General features: G+C 65.6%; 18 protein-coding genes. 13 read left to right on the top strand and 5 right to left on the bottom strand.

Going from position 1 to position 18515, the window contains the following annotated elements:
* The 8 genes from BHK69_RS27310 to flbD all read left to right on the top strand — a co-directional run bounded on the left by BHK69_RS27310 (nt 1) and on the right by flbD (nt 7980).
* Nucleotides 1–1560 carry a flagellar hook-length control protein FliK gene (locus tag BHK69_RS27310; RefSeq protein WP_069692856.1) on the top strand — a complete coding sequence of 520 codons (1560 nt, stop codon included), beginning with the start codon at nt 1–3 and terminating at the stop codon, nt 1558–1560.
* Nucleotides 1561–1577: 17 nt separating this feature from the next.
* Nucleotides 1578–2264, top strand: coding sequence for a flagellar hook assembly protein FlgD (locus BHK69_RS27305; RefSeq protein WP_069692855.1), 687 nt, complete (start codon nt 1578–1580; stop codon nt 2262–2264).
* Nucleotides 2265–2374: 110 nt separating this feature from the next.
* Nucleotides 2375–2650, top strand: a complete 276-nt coding sequence (gene sciP / locus BHK69_RS27300) for a CtrA inhibitor SciP (protein WP_038359348.1) — start codon at nt 2375–2377, stop codon at nt 2648–2650.
* Nucleotides 2651–2846: 196 nt separating this feature from the next.
* Nucleotides 2847–4514: a flagellar basal-body MS-ring/collar protein FliF gene (fliF, locus tag BHK69_RS27295; protein WP_083269715.1), complete on the top strand. Its 1668-nt coding sequence runs from the start codon at nt 2847–2849 to the stop codon at nt 4512–4514.
* A 104-nt stretch (nt 4515–4618) separates the two neighbouring features.
* A complete protein-coding gene (fliG, locus tag BHK69_RS27290; protein ID WP_244548564.1) occupies nt 4619–5608 on the top strand; it encodes a flagellar motor switch protein FliG in 990 nt (329 codons plus the stop codon).
* Nucleotides 5605–6210, top strand: coding sequence for a FliH/SctL family protein (locus BHK69_RS27285; RefSeq protein WP_069692853.1), 606 nt, complete (start codon nt 5605–5607; stop codon nt 6208–6210). The genes fliG and BHK69_RS27285 overlap by 4 nt, the downstream gene beginning before the upstream one ends.
* Nucleotides 6211–6220: 10 nt before the next feature.
* Nucleotides 6221–6571: a flagellar motor switch protein FliN gene (gene fliN / locus BHK69_RS27280; protein ID WP_069694004.1), complete on the top strand. Its 351-nt coding sequence runs from the start codon at nt 6221–6223 to the stop codon at nt 6569–6571.
* A gap of 44 nt (nt 6572–6615) precedes the next feature.
* Nucleotides 6616–7980 (top strand): sigma-54-dependent transcriptional regulator FlbD, encoded by a 1365-nt coding sequence (flbD, locus tag BHK69_RS27275; protein ID WP_069692852.1) that lies wholly within the window; start codon nt 6616–6618, stop codon nt 7978–7980.
* 20 nt (nt 7981–8000) lie between these two features.
* Here the strand turns inward: flbD and BHK69_RS27270 are convergent, their stop codons facing one another.
* The 3 genes from BHK69_RS27270 to BHK69_RS32785 all read right to left on the bottom strand — a co-directional run bounded on the left by BHK69_RS27270 (nt 8001) and on the right by BHK69_RS32785 (nt 10295).
* Nucleotides 8001–8297, bottom strand: a complete 297-nt coding sequence (locus BHK69_RS27270) for a hypothetical protein (protein WP_148663609.1) — start codon at nt 8295–8297, stop codon at nt 8001–8003.
* Between the two features lie 124 nt (nt 8298–8421).
* On the bottom strand, nt 8422–9885 hold the full coding sequence (locus BHK69_RS27265) for an MFS transporter (RefSeq protein WP_069692851.1): 1464 nt from the start codon (nt 9883–9885) through the stop codon (nt 8422–8424).
* A 104-nt stretch (nt 9886–9989) separates the two neighbouring features.
* Complete coding sequence (locus BHK69_RS32785; RefSeq protein WP_069692850.1) at nt 9990–10295, bottom strand: hypothetical protein; 306 nt, start codon at nt 10293–10295, stop codon at nt 9990–9992.
* 310 nt (nt 10296–10605) lie between these two features.
* Here BHK69_RS32785 and flhA point away from each other — a divergent pair, with 310 nt between their 5' ends.
* The 3 genes from flhA (at nt 10606) to BHK69_RS27245 (ending at nt 14301) form a co-directional block, all read left to right on the top strand.
* Entirely contained in the window at nt 10606–12690 is a 2085-nt protein-coding gene (gene flhA / locus BHK69_RS27255) for a flagellar biosynthesis protein FlhA (protein WP_425285582.1), read from the top strand.
* A 154-nt stretch (nt 12691–12844) separates the two neighbouring features.
* Nucleotides 12845–13333 carry a GNAT family N-acetyltransferase gene (locus tag BHK69_RS27250; protein WP_069692848.1) on the top strand — a complete coding sequence of 163 codons (489 nt, stop codon included), beginning with the start codon at nt 12845–12847 and terminating at the stop codon, nt 13331–13333.
* The gene (locus tag BHK69_RS27245; RefSeq protein WP_083269712.1) at nt 13330–14301 is read left to right on the top strand and encodes a DMT family transporter; all 972 of its coding nucleotides are present in this window, start codon (nt 13330–13332) and stop codon (nt 14299–14301) included. Before BHK69_RS27250 ends, BHK69_RS27245 begins: the two co-directional genes overlap by 4 nt.
* Nucleotides 14302–14350: 49 nt before the next feature.
* Here BHK69_RS27245 and BHK69_RS27240 read toward each other — a convergent pair whose 3' ends face one another.
* A complete protein-coding gene (locus BHK69_RS27240) occupies nt 14351–15430 on the bottom strand; it encodes a lysylphosphatidylglycerol synthase transmembrane domain-containing protein (protein ID WP_069692847.1) in 1080 nt (359 codons plus the stop codon).
* Between the two features lie 413 nt (nt 15431–15843).
* On the opposite strand from BHK69_RS27240, the gene BHK69_RS27235 reads away from it, so the two are divergent.
* Nucleotides 15844–16458 (top strand): GNAT family N-acetyltransferase, encoded by a 615-nt coding sequence (locus tag BHK69_RS27235; RefSeq protein ID WP_069692846.1) that lies wholly within the window; start codon nt 15844–15846, stop codon nt 16456–16458.
* 183 nt (nt 16459–16641) lie between these two features.
* Here the strand turns inward: BHK69_RS27235 and fliJ are convergent, their stop codons facing one another.
* On the bottom strand, nt 16642–17052 hold the full coding sequence (fliJ, locus tag BHK69_RS27230; protein WP_069692845.1) for a flagellar export protein FliJ: 411 nt from the start codon (nt 17050–17052) through the stop codon (nt 16642–16644).
* A 238-nt stretch (nt 17053–17290) separates the two neighbouring features.
* On the opposite strand from fliJ, the gene BHK69_RS27225 reads away from it, so the two are divergent.
* Nucleotides 17291–18511, top strand: coding sequence for an MFS transporter (locus tag BHK69_RS27225; protein WP_069692844.1), 1221 nt, complete (start codon nt 17291–17293; stop codon nt 18509–18511).
* The last annotated feature ends 4 nt before the right edge of the window (nt 18512–18515 follow it).

The raw sequence follows: 18515 nt of genomic DNA, 5'->3' as shown, positions 1-18515 counted from the left end.
ATGTCTGTTCAGCCGCTCACGCTTTCGTCTGCCTTGATCGAACCCGCTCCCGTGCGTCGTCGCGCGGCAGAGCCGGATTCCGGTCGCGCGGTTGAGGCGTTCACGCTGCCAGACGATACGTCTCGCGAGACGGCCACCCGCGCGCAGGACGCCTCCGCGCCGCGCCCGAAACCCGAGCGGGCGCAGGCCGAGGATCAATCGTCGCCGCAAAAGCCCGATGCCAGGACGAGCGATGCCAAGACGAACGCTGCCAAGACGAGCGAAGACAAGGCGAGCGCGGACAAGACGGATGCCGCCAAGACCGACGCTATAAAGACAGACGCGGCCAAGACAGACGCGGCCAAGACAGACGCGGCAAAGACAGACGCGGCAAAGACGAATGCCGCCACGCAGGCGCCGATTGCCGTCAAGCCGGGCGAGACCACGCCTGGCGCTCAGGGCGCCACGGGGTCGCCCCCGGTTCAGCAGGATATCGGCGCACTTGTCAGCATCGCGGTCGCCACGCAGGCCGAGGCGCCGGCGAGTGGCGAAGCCGTAAAGGAGAAGGACGCCAAGGGCGTCAAGGACAAGGCGACCGAGACGCCGGCGGTGGATCCCTCCGCGCTTCCCACCACGCCAGCCGAAGGCGTCGTTGTCCCGGCATTGCCGACCATCGATCTGTCCGCCGCGATCGTTCCAGGCGCCATGCCCGCTGCTGCAGCCGAAGCGGCCACGCCTGCTGTGGGCGCCGTCCTGGCTGCCGGGATCGCCAAGGCCGGGCTTGCCTCGCCGAAACTGGCTATCGCCGTCTCCTTGCAGGCCGATGCTGCTGGTGGTGCGGGAGCTGATGCCGGCGCCCTCGCGGATGGCGAAGCCGGCAAGCCGCAACTCGCGACCGGCGGGCAGCAGACCGCGCATACGACCAAACTCGGCAAGGAGGAGCCTGCTGCATCTCCGGCCGCCTCGGCCGCGCCGCAGGCTGAATTCAAGCCGCTCGAATTGCTGCAGACGCCGCAGAGCCTGGTCGATCTTTCCGCGCTGGCGCAGCCGCGCGCCGGCAAGGCGGGCGCTGCCGCTGACTTGATCGCTCCCGAACAGGCTGCCGCCGGGCAGGCCACGACGGCCCATGGCCAGCCTGCTGCGGCCACTCAGACGACACCGCTCCACATGGTTCCGATCGAAATCGGGATGAAGGCGCTGGCGGGCTCGCGGTCATTCGACATCAGGCTTGATCCGGCGGAGCTCGGCCGCGTCGACGTCAAGCTCGAGGTTTCCGACAAGGGCGAGGTCAGCGCCAGGCTGGTCGTCGACCGGGTCGAGACGCTGCACATGCTCCAGCGCGACTCGCGCACGCTGGAGCGAGCCTTCGAACAGGCCGGCCTCAAGCCCTCCGATGCGGGCGTCGAGATCAGCTTGCGCGATCCCGCCGATCAGTCCGGCTTCCGACAGAACCGACAGCAGGACGACGCGCCGCGCCGCACGCCGACAGCCACGGAAACCGGCGAAGACATCGTCGCGCCCGCCCAGCCAATCCAGACCCGCCGCCTCGTCAGGCTCGGCGGCGTCGATCTCAGCATCTGACGGCAAGGAGAAGCACCATGGCCGTTTCCAACACCTCCTCGACGACGACCGCGGGGTTCCAGAACACCTCCTCGACGACGAGCACCAACACCGTGACCGGTTCGCAGACGGCGATCGCCGGGAATTTCGACCAGTTCCTGTCGCTGCTGACGACGCAGCTCAAGAACCAGAGCCCGCTCGACCCGCTCGACACCAACCAGTTCACGTCCCAGCTCGTGCAGTTCGCCGGCGTCGAGCAGCAGCTCAAGATGAACGACACGCTGAGCGCGCTGCTCACTCTCAACAAGGCGACGACGACGACGGATGCGGTCGGCTTCATCGGCGCGACGATCACCGCTGATGGCGCAACGGCGCCGCTCAAGAACGGAACCGCCTACTGGTCGGTGAACATGGCGAGCGCCGGCACCGCCAACATCACCGTGAAGGATTCCAGCGGCTCGGTGGTCAGGACCCTGACGACGAGCCTCGCCGCCGGCGAGCAGACCGTCCAGTGGGATGGCAGCACTTCGACGGGTGGGACAGCGCCCGCCGGGGACTACACCATCACCGTCGACGCCAAGGATCTGGCCGGCCAGGCGGTGGTCGCCAAGACCGAAATCATCGGCGTCGTCGACAGCATCGATCTGAGCGGCGATACGCCGATGCTCAAGATCGGCACGATCAGCGTCGCGATCGACAAGGTCAAGAAAGTGATCAAGGGCTGATGGCGGCCGACGCGCAAATAGGGAAAGCCGTCCGATTCGCTTTAGGTAAATCTTAAAGCCGGACGCCTATGCTCAGCAGAAGTAGGTCTGTTGAGTTGTGTGAGTGTACCATGACCGAGCCTTTGCGACCGCGGGTGAAGTACGTGATCGGACCGGACGGAAGTCCGTTGACGATTGCCGATCTGCCGCCCATGAATACGCGCCGCTGGGTGATCCGGCGTAAGGCCGAGGTGGTTGCGGCCGTCCGCGGCGGCCTTCTCAGCCTTGAGGAAGCCTGTCAGCGCTATACGCTGACCGTCGATGAATTCCTGAGCTGGCAGATGTCGATCGATCAGCACGGCCTCGCCGGCCTGCGGACGACCCGCATCCAGCATTACCGCCAATAGGATCGCTTTTCCGGTCCATTGCCCGGTCCATTACCAAGGCGTCGGTCCGATCGGACCGGCGCCTTTCGCATTTTCAGTGCCTAACGGCATCAATCCACCATTCGTTAACCCGGTGCTAACCATGCACTGGGAAAAACTTGCCTAGTGCGTCGTGCCTTGTGTGCGGCGATGTCGGTTTTGTGGAACGGATGGCTGCGTGAACGGCATCGTCGGTCAGTTTACGAAATTCGGAGCGGCGCGCCTGGCGGCGATGCTAGCGGTGACGCTTGGCCTCGTGGGCTTCTTCGGCTTCGTCATGCTGAGGATGTCGCAGCCGGCGATGAGCGTGCTGTTCTCCGACCTGTCGAATCAGGATGTCAGTGCGATCCTGAAGGATCTCGATACGCGCGGCATCAAATACGAGCTGCGCGGCGACGGGCAAACCGTGCTGGTCGCCAAGGCCGATGTGCCGCGGCTGCGGCTCGACCTCGCCAGCAAGGGCATTCCGTCCGGCGGCGGCGTCGGCTACGAGATCTTCGACAAAGGCGATGCCTTCTCCTCGACCAGCTTCGTCCAGAATATCAACCATCTGCGCGCGCTGGAGGGTGAACTCTCGCGCACCATCCGCTCGATCAGCCGCGTCCAGGCGGCGCGCGTGCATCTCGTCATCCCGGAGAAGCGCCTGTTCGAGCGCGATCGCGAACTGCCGCGTGCCTCGATCGTGCTCAAGCTGGCCGGCGAACTCGACGCGGCGCAGGTGCGCGCCGTGCGCCATCTCGTCTCCTCCGCCGTTGACGGGCTCAAGCCCGAGCGCGTCTCGATCGTCGATGAGCGCGGCAGGCTTCTGGCCGACGGTGCCCAGGGCGAGCAAGGGCTTGTCGGGCTCGGCATCGACGAGCGGCAGATGGGGATCGAGAAGCGGGTCAAGACGCAGGTCGAGGATATCGTCGCCAGCGTCGTCGGGCAGGGGCGGGCGCGGGTCCAGGTTGCGGCCACTCTCGACGCCAACCGCATCGAGAGCCGCTCGGAGACCTATGATCCGGAAAGCAAGGTCATCCGCTCCAGCCAGAACCGCACCGAGAATGCGACGACGACCGATGGCGCGAACGGGGCCGTCACGGTCGGCAACGAACTGCCCGGAGCCCAGGCGGGGCAGGGCACCCAGCAGAATCAGAAGGACGCCTCCTCGAAGAACGAGGAGGTGGTCAATTACGAAATCTCGCGCACGACTCGCACCGAGGTGCTGGAGGGCGGGCGCGTCAAGCGGCTCTCGGTCGCGGTGCTGGTCGATGGAAACTACACCCGCAACGGCACCGAAGTCGCCTATCAGCCGCGTAGCGGCGAGGAGCTGGACCGGATCGGTCAGCTGGTGCGCATGGCGATGGGCTATGACGAGGCGCGCGGCGACAAGGTCGAGGTCGTCAATCTGCGCTTCGCTGAGGCGCCGCAGGCGATCGTCGAGCTGCCCGAACAATCCTTGATGCAGCAGCTGCTCTCCTTCACCAAGGAGGATCTGATCCGCTTCGCCGAACTCGGCGTCATCTCGCTGCTGACGCTGATCGTGCTGATGGTGGTGGTGCGGCCGCTGCTGAAGCAGGCGCTCGCGCCCGATCCGGGCATGCGGCCGATCCCGAGCTTCATGCGCGACGGCTTGGCCCTGGCCGACGGCACTGGCGACCCTGCGAGCTCGCGCTCCGTGACGGGCCCGGACGGCTCGCGCGATATGGAGGTCGAGGCGCCGTCCGAGCGCATGCTCGCGGTTGCGCAGATCAAGGGACAGCTCAAGGCCCAGTCCGTCGAGAAGATCGGCGCGCTGGTGTCGCAGAACCCCGCCGACTCGGTCGCGGTGCTGCGGGGCTGGATTCATGAAAAGTCCGCGGCATGACGGGTCTTTGAGCCATGGCCGCTGAACGTTCCATCGCCACGCGCAACTCCGGCAACCGCGATAGTGACGCCACGAGCTATGGCGGCGTAACCACGATCGCGGAGATGAATGGGCCGCAGCGCGCCGCGGTGATCCTGCTCGTGCTCGGGGAGGATCATGGCCGCACGATCTGGCAGGAGTTCGATGATGAGGAGATCCGCATCATCACTCGCGCCATGGCCGAGCTCGGGACGGTCGACGCCGATGAGGTCGAGCGGCTGATGCTGGACTTCGTCGGCCGGCTGTCGAGCGCGGGCGCGGTCACAGGCTCGTTCGACCGGACAATCTCGCTCTTGGAGAAGATCCTGCCGAGTGATCAGGTCGCCCTGATCATGGAGGAGATCCGCGGGCCGGCCGGCCGCAACATGTGGCAGAAGCTCGGCAATATCGATGCGGTCGTGCTCGCGAACTTCCTCAAGAACGAGTATCCGCAGACGATCGCGGTTATCCTTTCGAAAATCAGGGCGGAGCATGCCGCCAATGTTCTGCGCAATCTGCCCAACGAACTCTCGATCGACGTCGTCAGCCGCATGCTGCGCATGGAATCGGTGCAGAAGGAGGCGCTCGACCATATCGAGAATACGCTGCGCACCGAATTCGTCTCGACCTTGACGCAAACCCGCCGGCGCGATCCGCATGAGATGATGGCGGAGATCTTCAACGGCTTCGACCGCCAGACCGAGATTCGCTTCCTCGCGGCGCTCGACGATTCCAACCAGGAATCGGCCGCCCGCATCAGGGCGCTGATGTTCACCTTCGAGGATCTCGGCAAGCTCGATCCCGCCGCGCTGCAGACGCTGATGCGGCAGGTCGACAAGGACACGCTCGCGCGGGCGCTCAAGGGCGCGAGCGAGGACATGCGCAACTTCTTCTTCGGCGCGATGTCGCAGCGTGCCACCAAGAACATGCAGGACGACATGCAGGGCCTTGGCCCCTTGCGCCTCAAGGAGGTCGACGAGGCGCAAGCCAAGATGGTGGCCTTGACCAAGGATCTCGCCGACAAGGGCGAGATCGTCCTGGCCAAGGGCAATTCCGAAGACGAATTGGTTTATTGACGATGCGCCCCGCCACGAAATTCACGTTTGGCACCGATTTCCGCGAGGGCGGCCGGCGGGCCGCCGGCGAGGCCGATCTCGCTGCGGCGAAGTCCGAGGCGTTCCGCGCAGGCGAGGCCCAGGCGCGACACGACGCCGAGGGACAGCTCAACGGCATGGTCGGCCAGCTCGCCCGCGCGGCCGAGCGCCTACTCGCCCAGGAGGATGCCCGCACCGCTGCGATCGAGGCGCAGGCCGCCCATATCGCCATCGCCACGGCCAAGGCGCTGGCGGGCGCTGCGCTTGCCGAGAAGCCGCTGGCCGAGATCGAGCACGCCGTACGCGAATGCCTTTCGCATGCGCGGCTGGCGCCACACCTCGTCTTGCGGGTGAATGACGGCGCCGCGGAGGCCGTGGAAGCGTTGATCGCTCGTCTGGCGCGGGAGAGCGGCTTCGCCGGTCGTCTCGTCGTGCTCGGCGAGCCGGAGATCGCTCCCGGCGACGGGCGCATCGAATGGGCCGATGGCGGCTTCGTGATCGACGCGCAGCGTCTGTCACAACTGGTCGAGCAGGCTGTGACGGGCGTTTTCGGCCATGCCGGCCCGCGCAGCCTTGCCGAGTGAGGACACCAAGATGAGCCCAGGCAACGACTTGAACCTGCCCCCCCTGAACCCGGCCGATCTCTCCTTCGATCACGAGACGCCCTCGGTGGCGCGCTCGGGGCCGGTACCGGTCAAGACCGCCGAGGATCTGGAGCAGGTCTTCGACGTACCGGTCACCGTCTCGGCTGTGCTGGGTTCGTCGCGGATCGCGGTCGGCGACCTGCTGCAGATCGTGCCCGGCGCCGTGCTCGAACTCGACCGGCGCGTCGGCGAGGCCATCGACATCTTCGTCAACGAGCGGCTGGTCGCGCGCGGGGAGGTTGTCGTGGTCGAGGATCGGCTCGGCGTCACCATGACCGAAATCATCAAGGCCGACCGGTGAAGACCGGCCGCCCTATCACGCTCTCATACGGAAAGGCCTGAGCCATGCGCCTCATCATCGTCGGCGGTCTCAAGGGGCAGATCATCGCGGCCGCCCGGATCGCGATCGCGCATGGCGCGAACGTCACGCATACGGAGAGCCTCGAGCAGACGCTCGCCGTGCTGCGCGCCAAGGGGGCGGATCTCCTGATGATCGACGTCGCGCAGCCGATCGCGAAATATGTCGCGGCGCTGGAGGCCGAGCGCATCCGCACGCCGATTGTCGCCTGCGGTACCTCGACCGATGCGCGCGCCGCCGTCGCCGCGATCCAGGCCGGGGCGCGCGAATATGTGCCGCTGCCGCCCGATCCCGAACTGATCGCTGCCGTGCTGGAGGCCGTCGCGGCTGATCAGTCGAGCCTGATCTGGCGCGATCCGGCGATGGAGCGCGTCGTCCAGCTCGCGGCCCAGATCGCCCGCTCGGACGCCCCCGTGCTCGTCACCGGCGAAAGCGGCACCGGCAAGGAGGTGATCGCACGCCATCTGCACCAGAAGTCGCTGCGCAAGGACAAGCCTTTTGTGGCCGTGAACTGCGCCGCCATTCCCGACAACCTGCTCGAATCGGAGCTGTTCGGGCATGAGAAGGGCGCCTTCACCGGCGCGGTGGCGCGACGCATCGGCAAGTTCGAGGAGGCGAGCGGTGGCACGCTGCTGCTCGACGAAATTTCCGAGATGGATGTGCGGCTGCAGGCCAAGCTGCTGCGCGCCTTGCAGGAGCGCATGATCGACCGTGTCGGCGGCACGCAGCCGGTCAGGGTCGATCTTCGCATCATCGCGACCTCGAACCGCAATCTGGGCGATGCTGTCCGCGAAGGTTCGTTCCGCGAGGACCTGTTCTACCGGCTGAACGTGGTGCACTTACGCCTGCCGGCGCTGCGCGAGCGGCCGGCCGATATCCTGGCGCTCGCCGACCACTTCACCAAGAAATATGCCGAGATCAATGGCCTGCCGCTACGGCCGCTGGCGAGCGACGCGCGCAAGCTCCTGCTGACCAATTCATGGCGGGGCAATGTGCGCGAACTGGAGAATACGATCCATCGCGCCGTGCTGTTGGCGCAGGGGCCCGAAATCGGCACCGAAGCCGTGATGACGCCGGAGGGCGAGACGCTAGGCCCCGCCAGCGGCAGGGACCCGGCGGCGCGCGCGGCGCAGACGGCGGAGGCGGTGACGCGCTCGCTCGTCGGTCACACGGTTGCCGATGTCGAGCGCGAGCTCATTCTCGACACCTTGGACCATTGCCTTGGGAACCGCACGCATGCGGCCAAGATTCTGGGGATCTCGATCCGGACATTGCGCAACAAGCTGAGCGAATACGGAGCGGCCGGCATCGCTGTGGCGGAGCCGGGTCAGGCGCGCGTCAGCGCGGCCTGACCCGCTCCCGTCAGCTCAGATCACCAGCGGCGATAGCGGCGATAATAGCGCGGCCGGCGATAATAGCGCGGGCGATAATAATACCGCGGACGGGCATAATAGCGCGGCCGGCGGTAGTAATAATACTGGCTGAACTCGGCGTCGGTCTTGTCCAGGCCGTCCTTAACCTCGACGGCGATCTGGTCGTCGGCCTTGGCCGGCTGTGGTTCCGGCATTGGAGCGGGCTTGGGCTGAGCGGCTTCCGCGACAGCCATACCGCCGAGACTGGCGGTGGCCATCCCGCCGATCAGCGTCATGATGAATGAGCGTCTATCCACGACATCCTCCGAAGACTGGTTTTCCATTCCCTATTCGTGCCCGCATCACAGCGCGCAACCGGGGCTGAAAGATAACGCATTTTCGTGGTCTGTGTTCCCATTCCTCAAATTTCTCTGATCATGCCTAAAGCCGCTCGGGAGCGGGCTCGTCGACCGCGTTGAGAGGGCGACAGACGTCTTCCAGCGATCTGCGCTCGGCGCGGACAGCGAAGAGCGCAGCTATCAAGGCCGCGGCCAGCATCAGGGCGGCGCCGAACAGGTAGCCGCCGAAGACGCTCAGGCGCGAGCCGGTGTCGATCAGCGCGCCGAACAGCCAGGGGCCAGCGACGCCGCCGATGCCGGTGCCCACGGCATAGAAGGCGGCGATCGCCAAGGCGCGCATTTCGACCGGGAAGGTCTCGCTGACGGTGAGATAGGCAGAGCTCGCGGCGGTGGAGGCGAAGAAGAAGACAACGCTCCAGCAGGCCGTCAATTGCGCGGCGCTGACGAGGTCGCGCCAGAACAGATAGCCCGTCGCAGCCAGCAGCAGGCCCGACATCGCATAAGTGAAGGCGATCATCCGCCGCCGCCCGAGGGTGTCGAAGAGGCGGCCCAGGATGATCGGCCCGAGCACGTTGCCCGCCGCGAAGGGCAAGATGAACCAGCCGATCGCCTGCGAGGGCACAGCGTAGAAATCCGTCAGGATCAACGCATAGGTGAAGAAGATCGCATTGTAGAAGAACGCCTGTGCGGCCATCAACGCCAGCCCCACCAGTGCCCGCTGCCGGTGCCTGACGAACAGCGCGTGGAAGACCTCCCGAAGCGGGGTCGCAGCACGTGGACACAGGTGGATCTTCGGCAGGGCCTCGTCAGGGCTGTCGGAAACCCCGGCGCGCCGTTCGATCTCGGCGACGATCATGGCGGCCTCATTCGCGCGGCCATGGCTGATCAGCCAACGTGGGCTCTCCGGTATCCATTGCCTGAGGACGAGGATGACGAGGCCGAGAGCCGCGCCGATGAAGAAGGCGAGCCGCCAACCCAGTTCGGGATCGATGACAGCAGGATCGAGCAGGATAATCGCGCCGACCGCGCCGAGCGCCGCGCCGATCCAGAACGAACCGTTGATCACGAGATCGACCCAGCCGCGCATCCGCGCCGGAACGAGCTCCTGGATGGTCGAGTTGATGGCCGTATATTCGCCGCCGATGCCCATGCCGGTGAAGAAGCGGAAGATGATGAAGCTGGCAAAATTCCAGGAGAAGGCGGTTGCCGCCGTCGCGACGAGATAGACCAGGAGCGTGATCGTGAAGAGCCGTTTGCGGCCAAGACGGTCGGTCAGCCAGCCGAAGAGGAGCGCGCCGAGGACTGCGCCAGCAAGATAGGCCGCCCCGGCAATGCCGATCTCGGTGTTGCTGAAGCGCAGCGTTGGGCTTTGCTTCAGCGCGCCGGAGACCGAACCGGCGAGCGTGACCTCGAGCCCGTCGAGGATCCAGGTGACGCCGAGCGCCACCACCACCAGCGTATGGAACCGCGACCAGGGCAGGCGGTCGAGCCGGGCCGGGATATCGGTCGAGATCGTCGGCTGCAAAGCCGTGTCCGGCGCTGTCATGCCGGCATCCTCCCGATTGTCGCGAGGCCGCTATCGGTTGAACGGCCTCTTTATGAGAAAGGCGGCGCCCTGCGGGCGCCGCCTCGTTGGTGCGGGCGCTTGCCTCAGCGCACGTAGATCGGGCGCCGGCGAACGACGCGATGCGGGCGCCGGACGATGACGGGCCGGCGCACGATCACCGGGCGGCGATGGCGACGGCCTAAGGGCCGGTACGGGCGATGGCGCCCGACATACTGGGTGAACTCAGCCTCGGTGTTGTCGAGCGCGGTCTTGCTCGCGGGGTCGATCTCATCGGTCGCCGGCACGGCCGGGGCAATCTCCGGCTTGCGCGAAGCGGGTGGCGCGGAGGCAGCTTGCGCAATCGCGGTGCCGCCCAGGCTCGCAGCAGCCAGGCCGCCGAAAATGCTCATCACAAAGGAACGTCTATCCAAGTCTTCCTCCAATATCCGCGGTCTTGCGAAACCAGTTTTGTCGACCCGCACCAAGTTACGCGGCGCAATGCGGCGATAACGCGGCAGTTCGATAACGACCTGTTCAGGGAAAGGTTCCCAAGGCAGTTTTTCCGGCCGTCTTAACCACTCGTTCACCATGTACCCGGCAAGAATTGCCGGGTTATGCCTCTGTCGGGGCGTATGTCCGCATGCGGACGGGTTCGCCGTGGCGACGGGAGTGGGTTGGTCGATGACCGATGTGACGGCAGGCCAAAGCGGCGGTTTCAATATGCCGAGCCGCGGCGCGATGGGGAAGCTCCTCAACCGGCCGGACCTGTTCCTGGCGATCGGTGTCATGGGCATCCTGGTGGTGCTCATCTTCCCGCTGCCGGCGCTCCTGCTCGACCTTTTGCTGGCGCTTTCGATCATCCTGTCGGTGCTGGTTTTGATGACGGCGCTCTTCATCGAGGAGCCGCTGGAGTTCTCGGCCTTCCCGACGGTGCTGCTGATCGTCACCATGTTCCGATTGGCGCTCAACCTCGCCTCGACGCGCCTGATCCTGGCGCATGGGCATGAGGGCGCCGCGGCGGCGGGCCATGTCATCGAGGCCTTCGCCAATTTCGTGATGAGCGGCAATTTCGTGATCGGGGTGATCGTCTTCACCATCCTGATCATCGTCAACTTCGTCGTTATCACCAAGGGTTCGGGCCGTATCGCCGAGGTCGCGGCGCGCTTCGCGCTCGATGCCATGCCGGGCAAGCAGATGGCGATCGATGCGGATCTCTCGGCCGGGCTGATCGATCAGGAGGTCGCAAAGGTCCGGCGCAAGGCGCTGGAGGACGAGGCGAACTTCTTCGGTTCGATGGACGGCGCCTCCAAATTCGTGCGCGGCGACGCCATCGCGGCGCTGCTGATCACCTTCATCAACGTACTCGGCGGCATCATCATCGGCGTCGCCCAGCAGGGCATGAGCTTCGGCGCGGCTGCCCACAACTACACCCAGCTCACGGTCGGCGACGGTCTCGTCAGCCAGATCCCGGCGCTGATCGTCTCGACCGCTGCGGGCCTTCTGGTCTCCAAATCGGGCGTGCGCGGCGCCGCCGACAAGGCGCTCGGCAAGCAGCTCTCAGGCTACCCCAAGGCGCTCGGCATGTCGGCGGCGGTGATGCTGCTGATCGCGATCCTGCCCGGCATCCCGATGTTGCCATTCCTTGTGCTCGCCGGCGGCTCGGGCTGGCTTGCGTATCATTTCGGCAAGCTCGCCAAGACCAAGCAGGCGGACGAGGCGGTCGCGGCGCAGGCGGCCTCGCCACTCTCTGCCGACGGCACGCCGAAGGAGGAGACGCTCAACGACCTGCTCAAGCTCGACGAGCTCAAGATCGAGATCGGCTACGGCCTTCTGCCGCTGGTCAATGCGGCGGGCGGGCAGGACAGGCTGACGGATCAGGTCCGCGCGCTGCGGCGCCAGCTTGCGGCCGAGCTCGGCTTCGTCATGCCGGCGGTGCGCATCGTCGACAACGTCCAGCTCGAGGCGAACTACTACTACATCAAGATCAAGGAGATCGATGCCGGGCACGGTATCGTCTATGCCGGCCAGTACATGGCCATGGACCCGATGGGTGGCGCGGTGAACCTGCCCGGCCATAACGTCCTGGAGCCGACCTTCGGCCTGCCCGCGACCTGGATCGACGCCGCCTTGCAGGATGAGGCGCAATTGCGCGGCTTCACCGTGGTGGACGCCGCGACCGTGATCTCGACGCATCTCACCGAGGTGCTGAAATCGAACATGCCCGAGCTGCTTTCGCATGGCGAGGTGCAGAAGCTGCTGCGCGAGCTGCAGAAGGACCATGCCGACCTGCTCAAGGAGATCGTGCCGAGCCAGATCTCGACCACGGGCATCCAGCGCGTGCTGCAATTGCTCCTGGCGGAACGCGTCTCGATCCGCGATCTCGCCACCATCATCGAGGGCATCGCGGAGGTCGCCGGCAGCATCAAGAATCCGCGCGACATCGCCGAGCATGTCCGCACGCGCCTTGCCCGCCAGATCTGCGCGCAGTTCTCCAACGGCCAGGGTAATCTGCCGATCATCACGCTCTCCTCGGCCTGGGAGAGCATTTTCGCCGAATCGATCATCGGCCAGGGCGAGGAGCGCCATCTCGCCATGCAGCCCTCCCGGCTGCAGGAATTCGTGCGCCATGTCCGCGACAAGTTCGAGGAGGCGGCGCGCATCGGCGAGATGCCGGCACTCGTCACTTCCGGACTGGCGCGGCCCTTCGCGCGCCAGATCATCGAGCGCTTCCGCAGGGAGACGCCGGTGCTCTCGCAGGCCGAGATCCATCCCCGCGTCAGGCTGAAGACGGTCGGCAGCGTCTGAGGCGGCTGTCGGCGACGCGGCTCTATCGCCTGACGCCGCTCGGGCTTGCCTCCTGCAACTCACATCCCAGTCGCACGCGCCCAGCCAGCTTGACGCCCGATCGTTCACTATAATAGTATATCGTACTCTATAGTAGACAATCGAGAGTGCGAGCATGAGCATCCGACCGGCCCTTGCGGCCGACCTGCCGGCGATCCTGGCGATCTACAACGCCGTGATCGCGACCTCGACCGCCGTCTACACGGAGACGCCGGCGACCCTGGCGGATCGGCAGGCCTGGTTCGCGGCGCGGACGGAGCAGGACTATCCAGTGCTGGTTGCCGATGAAGGCGGCGAAGCTGTCGGCTACGCGAGTTTCGGCGATTTCCGGGCCTGGCCGGGCTATCGCCACACCGTCGAGCACAGCGTCCATATCCGCGCCGACAGGCAGGGCGGGGGGCTCGGCAAGGAGCTGGTCTCGGCGCTGTTCCCCTATGCCGCCAAGCTCGACAAGCATGTGATGATCGCGGGCATCGATGCGGCGAACGAAGCGTCGCTGCGGATGCATGAGCGCCTGGGCTTCAGCCAGGCGGGGCGTTTCAACGAGGTTGGGCGCAAGTTCGACCGCTGGCTCGACCTCGTCTTCCTGCAGCGTTTCCTATGACGGATCTGCGCAGCGGTGCCGAGGCCCTTATCGCGCCGGCCTCGACCGAGGCGCGGCGCCGCGTGAAGAGGCATCCATATCTATCCCTCAACGTTTTTCTCTTCGTCGCGATGTGCCTGGCCTGGGGACTGACCTTCCTGCCGGTCAAGATCGCGGTAGTGCATGTGCCTCCGATCTTCCTGGCGGCAGCACGCTTCAGTCTTGCCGGCCTGCTGCTGCTCGCCTGGGCCGGGCGTGACGCGTTCAAGGTTCCGGCGCAGGCATGGCTGCGGCTCGCCGGCACGGCGCTGCTGGTCAATAGCTGCAATTACGCCTTGCTGTTCTGGGGCATGGCGCATGCGCCCTCGGGGCTCGCGGCGATCATCAATATGGCGACGATCCCGATCTATACGGTGTTGGCGAGCCGCGTGATCGAGGGGCAGCCCATCAGCGGGCGCCGTATTGCGGCGGTCGCGCTCGGGGCAATCGGGCTCGGCTTCCTGTTCGCGACGCGGACGCTGGGGGGCTTGAGCGCGGCGAAGGGCGATGGGCTGGAATTCTGGGGCCTGGCGGCGATTGCGCTGGGCACGTTCTGCCACTGCGTCGGGGCGGTGCTGAGCCGCAAGATCGCGGGCACGATGCCGACCCTGACGCTGGCGGGGTGGCAGACCGCGATTGGGGCGCTCGGGCTGATTTTGCTCTCGCTCGCGCTCGAGCCTGTCAGCGGCACTCATCTGCGCGCGCTCGTGGAATGGCCGACGGCGCCGGCGCTCGCCTTCGTCGTCATCGCCGGCTCGCTGATCGGCTTCACCATCTTCCTGAGGCTGCTGCGCGATTGGGGCGCGTTCTACGCCGGGCTCTTCGCCTTCGTCAGCCCCGTCATCGCGGTTGGCGCTGGCGTGGTCGCGCTGGGCGAGCCATTCGGATGGCCCGAGGCCATCGGCGCGCTCCTGATGTTCGGCGCGGCGGCGATCGCGCTCAGGAAATAGCCCGGCCGATCTTCGCCCGGAGCAATGTCCTCGAAAACGCTGTGGAGTCTCAAACGATCGGCGGGTCGGCGCTTCGGGCCTTGGCGTCGGCCTGCGCGACCGCGACCGCCAATTTGTGTTTCTTGAGTTGGGAGCGCTCGAAGGCGAGCACCACCGGCAGCGAAACGACCAGCGGCAAAATGAGGTAGAACAGCCGCCAGATCAAAAGCGCGGCGAAGACGGCCGGGGCCGGCACGCCCGGCATCACCGCGAGGAAGACCGCCTCCATCACGCCGACGCCGCCCGGCACCTGGCTCAGCAGCCCGGCCGAAAAAGACAGCAGGAAGGCGCCCAGCACGATCATGAAGCCCGGATTGCCCTGGTCGGGCAGGGCGAAATAGATGATGCCGGCCGCACCGGCGAGCTCCAGCGGCGCCGCCAGATATTGGCGCGCGACGATCGGCAGGCGCGGATAGATCAATTCGAACTTGCCGATCTTGAACGGCTTGAACTTCAACCAGGAGCCGAGCGTGTAGAGCACGACGAAGCCTAGCATGCCGAAGCCGATCAATCGTGCCGTCTGATCGCCGATCGCGAAGCGCGTCGAGAGCCGCGTCAGGGGGCGCAGGATTTCCGGCTCGATCACCAGGACGAGCCCGAGCAGCAGGATCGTGCCGAACGCGAAGGTGAAGGAGCACAGCGCCACCAGCACCGCGACTTCGGCGGCCGTCAGCCCCTTGGCCGTATAGGCCCGGAACCGCACCATGCCGCCGGAGAAGACCGACGCGCCGATATTATGGGACAGCGCATAGGTGACGAAGGAGCACAGCGAAATATAGGGCCAGGAGATGCCCTTTTCCTTGCCGATATGGATCAGCGCGATGCGGTCGTACCAGGCAAGCGCGGCGTAGGCGACGAGGGTCGCGAGGGCTGCATGCAGGAAGGCGTCGGGTGGGATCACCGCGATTTTCTGGCCGATGCGGATCGCGACGATCTTGATGTTGTCCCAGAGGCTGCCCTGTTCCAGCAGTGCCTGGATCGCGGCGTCCGTACCGGCCTCGGTCTTGAGCTTCTCCCAGAGCAGGTCGACCGACCAGACGACCGCGATAAGCCCGATGATCGGCCAGAGATAGTCGAGATACTTTTTCATGGGACCCGCAGCTGCGAGGAGACGAAAAGCCATAGATACGCCATTGCTCGCACATGCGGGAAACACGCGAGCCGGAGGCTTGCGTCTTCTCTGCCAGCGGTCGCGCGCGAGGGCAAGCGGCGCATGGTGGGATGCCCCTTTGGGAGCGGGCTGGGCGCTAGAGCCGGATGATTTCAGATGGGATCACTAAGTGATCCCATCTGAAATCTGAATCCGTCTCTCATCAAGGAGTTAGAGCCGGATCAATGCGAAAAACCGGCACCCACTTTTTCGCATCCTGCTCTTGCGGCCGGCTCATGGGCTGATCATGGCGATGGCTCTTGTGTCGCGGGCGAAATCCCCCGACCCTGCCGCCGCGATCATGTCATGATCGCGGCCTTGCCCATCCCGCCTCGTCGCATCAAAAAGCCAGCATGTCCGAAAGCCTTTCCATCAGCCTGACCGGTATCACCGACCTGCCGCCGGGCAAGATCGCCGCCATCGTCACCTCGCTCGAAATGTTCGAGGCCCCGCCGCCGCGCTCCGACCCGCCTGGCATGGAGGGGTTCGCACTCGATACGATCGGGCGCGAGGATGTCGCCCGTTATCTCGCGATCTACCGCGCGCTGGGCGAGCGCTGGATGTGGTTCAGCCGGCTGGTCAAGCCGATGGCGGAGCTCCAGGCGATCCTGGCCGATCCGGCCGTGGAGTTTTTCTCGGTCCGGCATGATGGCCGCGATGTCGGCTTGCTCGAACTGGATTTCCGCGTGCCGGGCGAAGGTGAGCTCGCCTTTTTTGGCCTGGATGAGAGCGTGATCGGGCGCGGCGCGGGGCGCTGGCTGATGAACCGTGCCCTCGCCAAGGCCTGGGCAAAGCCGATCGGCCGTTTCTGGGTGCACACCTGCACGCTGGACCATCAGGGCGCGCCGGAGTTCTATCAGCGCTCCGGCTTCACCGTGTTCAAGCGCAGCGTCGAGGTCGATGACGATCCGCGGCTGCACGGCCATATGCGGCGCGATAGCGTGCCGCATCATCCGGTCATCGCCTGAAACGAACGAAGCCCTCATTCCGCCGAGAGCGAGCCATGCTCACCTCTCGCCGGAATGAGGGCTGATCGTTGCGGGCTTCGCTGAGAGCGTTTTCAAGCGAAGTGGATATCGGTTCGCGTGAAGAAAACGCCTTGAACAAAGATCTAGAGCCATTGAACGATCCAATCGGATCGGAAATTTGCTCTAGGCGCCGGCGCGGGCGCGCAGTCCAATCGAGTCCATCATCGCCTGGTCGCGGGCCGCTTCGGCGGCGCGCTCGGTGGCGCGTTCACGGTCATCGAGGATCTCGACCTTCTTCATGTCCTCGAAGGCTTCCTGCAATTCGGCCTTGGCCTCGTCGAGCTGGCCCTTCAGGTTGTCGGCCGACTGACGCAGGTTGTCGCGGCGGCCGAGAGCCGCTTTGGCATAGGTCGGGTAGGCGAAATGCGCCGGATCGGAAATTCCGGCCCGGGCTTCTTCGCTCTGGATCTCGCGATCCAGATCGGTCGCCATCCGATGAAACTCGGCGATCATCATCTCAATCTGGCTAACCCGGCGGCGCTTTTCGTCCACCTGGAAGCGTTTGAGACGCAAAAGGGTCTCTCGCGACTTCATGTTGTGTCCAACTCCTGATTACGCTTGGTCGCGCGCCGACCCCTCGACACGCAACCGGAACTCCATCCGCGAGACAAAAAGCACAATGGGGCAAGGAGGTTGACCGTTCCTTACCGAAATAGGTTGCTTTGCGTGCATGTTGAGACCGCGTCGCGGCCTCTGCCCCTCCTGACATGCTTCAGCTAAGGCTTCGGCAACAGAGTGGGGCGCTGCTCCCGCCATCGACGGAAACGCCTTCTTGCCCGCCCCTTTCCTACCTGCCGCCTCGCGCCTGTCCAGGCATGGACCGCTGCTCTGCGGCCTGGCGCTGACCCGCATCATCGGCTGGGGCTCGACCTATTACGCGCCGTCCGTGCTGGCGGGCTATCTCGATCGCGAAATGGGGCTCGGGCCCGAGCTCGTCTTCAGCGGCATCACCATCCTGCTGCTCACCGGAGCATTTGCGGCGCCGGCCTTGGGCAAGCATCTCGACGTACATGGCACGCGCCGCTCGATGTGCGTCGGCGCGGTGATCTGCGGGCTCGGCCTGGCGACGCTCGCCCTGGCGCAGGGGCCGATCAGTTATCTCGCGAGCTGGTTCGTCATCGGCATCGGCCATGCGATGACGCTGGCCAATGTCGGCAACGTCACCGTGGCCCAGATCATGGGCGAGCGCACGCGCCGGGCACTCGGTCTGATAATGCTGGTGACGGGGTTCTCCTCGAGCGTGTTCTGGCCGCTCGCCGCCTTCCTGTCGCAAGCCTATGGCTGGCGCGTCGCCTGGCTGATCTTCGCGGCAATGCAGATCGTCATCGTGCTGCCGATCCATTTCGCCATCCCGGCCTATCATCGCTCGCCGGCCGTGGAGGTGGCGGCTGAACCGGCGAAGTCGGCCGATGAGGGCAGCGCTCCCCATGCGCAGCGCCGGGGCATCTTCTGGTTGCTCGCCTTGATCTTTTCCGCCAGCGGGCTCGTCTCCTGGGGCTTGCCCCTGAATCTCATCGCCCTGCTGCAAAGCTCGGGCCTGAGCCAGGCGAGCGCGGTCGGCATCGCCTCCTTGGGTGGTCCGGCGACGCTTTTGGCGCGCTTGGTCGATGCGGTCGCGGGCGAGCGTTTTCCGGTCGAGCGCGTGGCGTTGGGCGGGCTCGCGCTGGGGCCGCTCGCCTGCCTGATCATGGTGTTCGCGCCGGGCTCAGTGATGACCGCCGTTAGCTTCGTCATCTGCTTCAGCGCCGCGATGGGGGTGATCTCCGTCGCACGCGCCACGCTGCCGCTGGCGCTGTTCGGCCGCCAGGGTTTCGGGGCGATGCTGGGCAAGCTCGCGGTGCCGCAGAACATCGCCTTCGCCGTGGCGCCCCTGCTGTTTGCGGTGATGATCGAGAGCATGGGTAACCGCGCCACGCTGGTCGCCTCGGCGGCAATCCAGCTCGTCGGCTTCCTGGCGATGCTGCGGCTGGTGCGCCTTTTGAGAGGCGCCTAGAACT

The organism is Bosea vaviloviae (assembly GCF_001741865.1).
In the GTDB taxonomy this organism is placed as follows: domain Bacteria; phylum Pseudomonadota; class Alphaproteobacteria; order Rhizobiales; family Beijerinckiaceae; genus Allobosea; species Allobosea vaviloviae.
Note: the sequence above shows the minus strand (reverse complement) of the source record. Positions and strands in the feature narration are given on the sequence as shown.

Excerpts from the sequence above, each read along its gene's own strand:
- BHK69_RS27310 (WP_069692856.1), top strand. The coding sequence starts at position 1 with ATGTCTGTTCAGCCGCTCACGCTTTCGTCTGCCTTGATCGAACCCGCT.
- BHK69_RS27305 (WP_069692855.1), top strand. The coding sequence starts at position 1,578 with ATGGCCGTTTCCAACACCTCCTCGACGACGACCGCGGGGTTCCAGAAC.
- sciP (WP_038359348.1), top strand. The coding sequence starts at position 2,375 with ATGACCGAGCCTTTGCGACCGCGGGTGAAGTACGTGATCGGACCGGAC.
- fliG (WP_244548564.1), top strand. The coding sequence starts at position 4,619 with ATGAATGGGCCGCAGCGCGCCGCGGTGATCCTGCTCGTGCTCGGGGAG.
- fliN (WP_069694004.1), top strand. The coding sequence starts at position 6,221 with ATGAGCCCAGGCAACGACTTGAACCTGCCCCCCCTGAACCCGGCCGAT.
- flbD (WP_069692852.1), top strand. The coding sequence starts at position 6,616 with ATGCGCCTCATCATCGTCGGCGGTCTCAAGGGGCAGATCATCGCGGCC.
- BHK69_RS27265 (WP_069692851.1), bottom strand. The coding sequence starts at position 9,885 with ATGACAGCGCCGGACACGGCTTTGCAGCCGACGATCTCGACCGATATC.
- BHK69_RS32785 (WP_069692850.1), bottom strand. The coding sequence starts at position 10,295 with ATGAGCATTTTCGGCGGCCTGGCTGCTGCGAGCCTGGGCGGCACCGCG.
- flhA (WP_425285582.1), top strand. The coding sequence starts at position 10,606 with ATGCCGAGCCGCGGCGCGATGGGGAAGCTCCTCAACCGGCCGGACCTG.
- BHK69_RS27250 (WP_069692848.1), top strand. The coding sequence starts at position 12,845 with ATGAGCATCCGACCGGCCCTTGCGGCCGACCTGCCGGCGATCCTGGCG.
- BHK69_RS27245 (WP_083269712.1), top strand. The coding sequence starts at position 13,330 with ATGACGGATCTGCGCAGCGGTGCCGAGGCCCTTATCGCGCCGGCCTCG.
- BHK69_RS27240 (WP_069692847.1), bottom strand. The coding sequence starts at position 15,430 with ATGAAAAAGTATCTCGACTATCTCTGGCCGATCATCGGGCTTATCGCG.
- BHK69_RS27235 (WP_069692846.1), top strand. The coding sequence starts at position 15,844 with ATGTCCGAAAGCCTTTCCATCAGCCTGACCGGTATCACCGACCTGCCG.
- fliJ (WP_069692845.1), bottom strand. The coding sequence starts at position 17,052 with ATGAAGTCGCGAGAGACCCTTTTGCGTCTCAAACGCTTCCAGGTGGAC.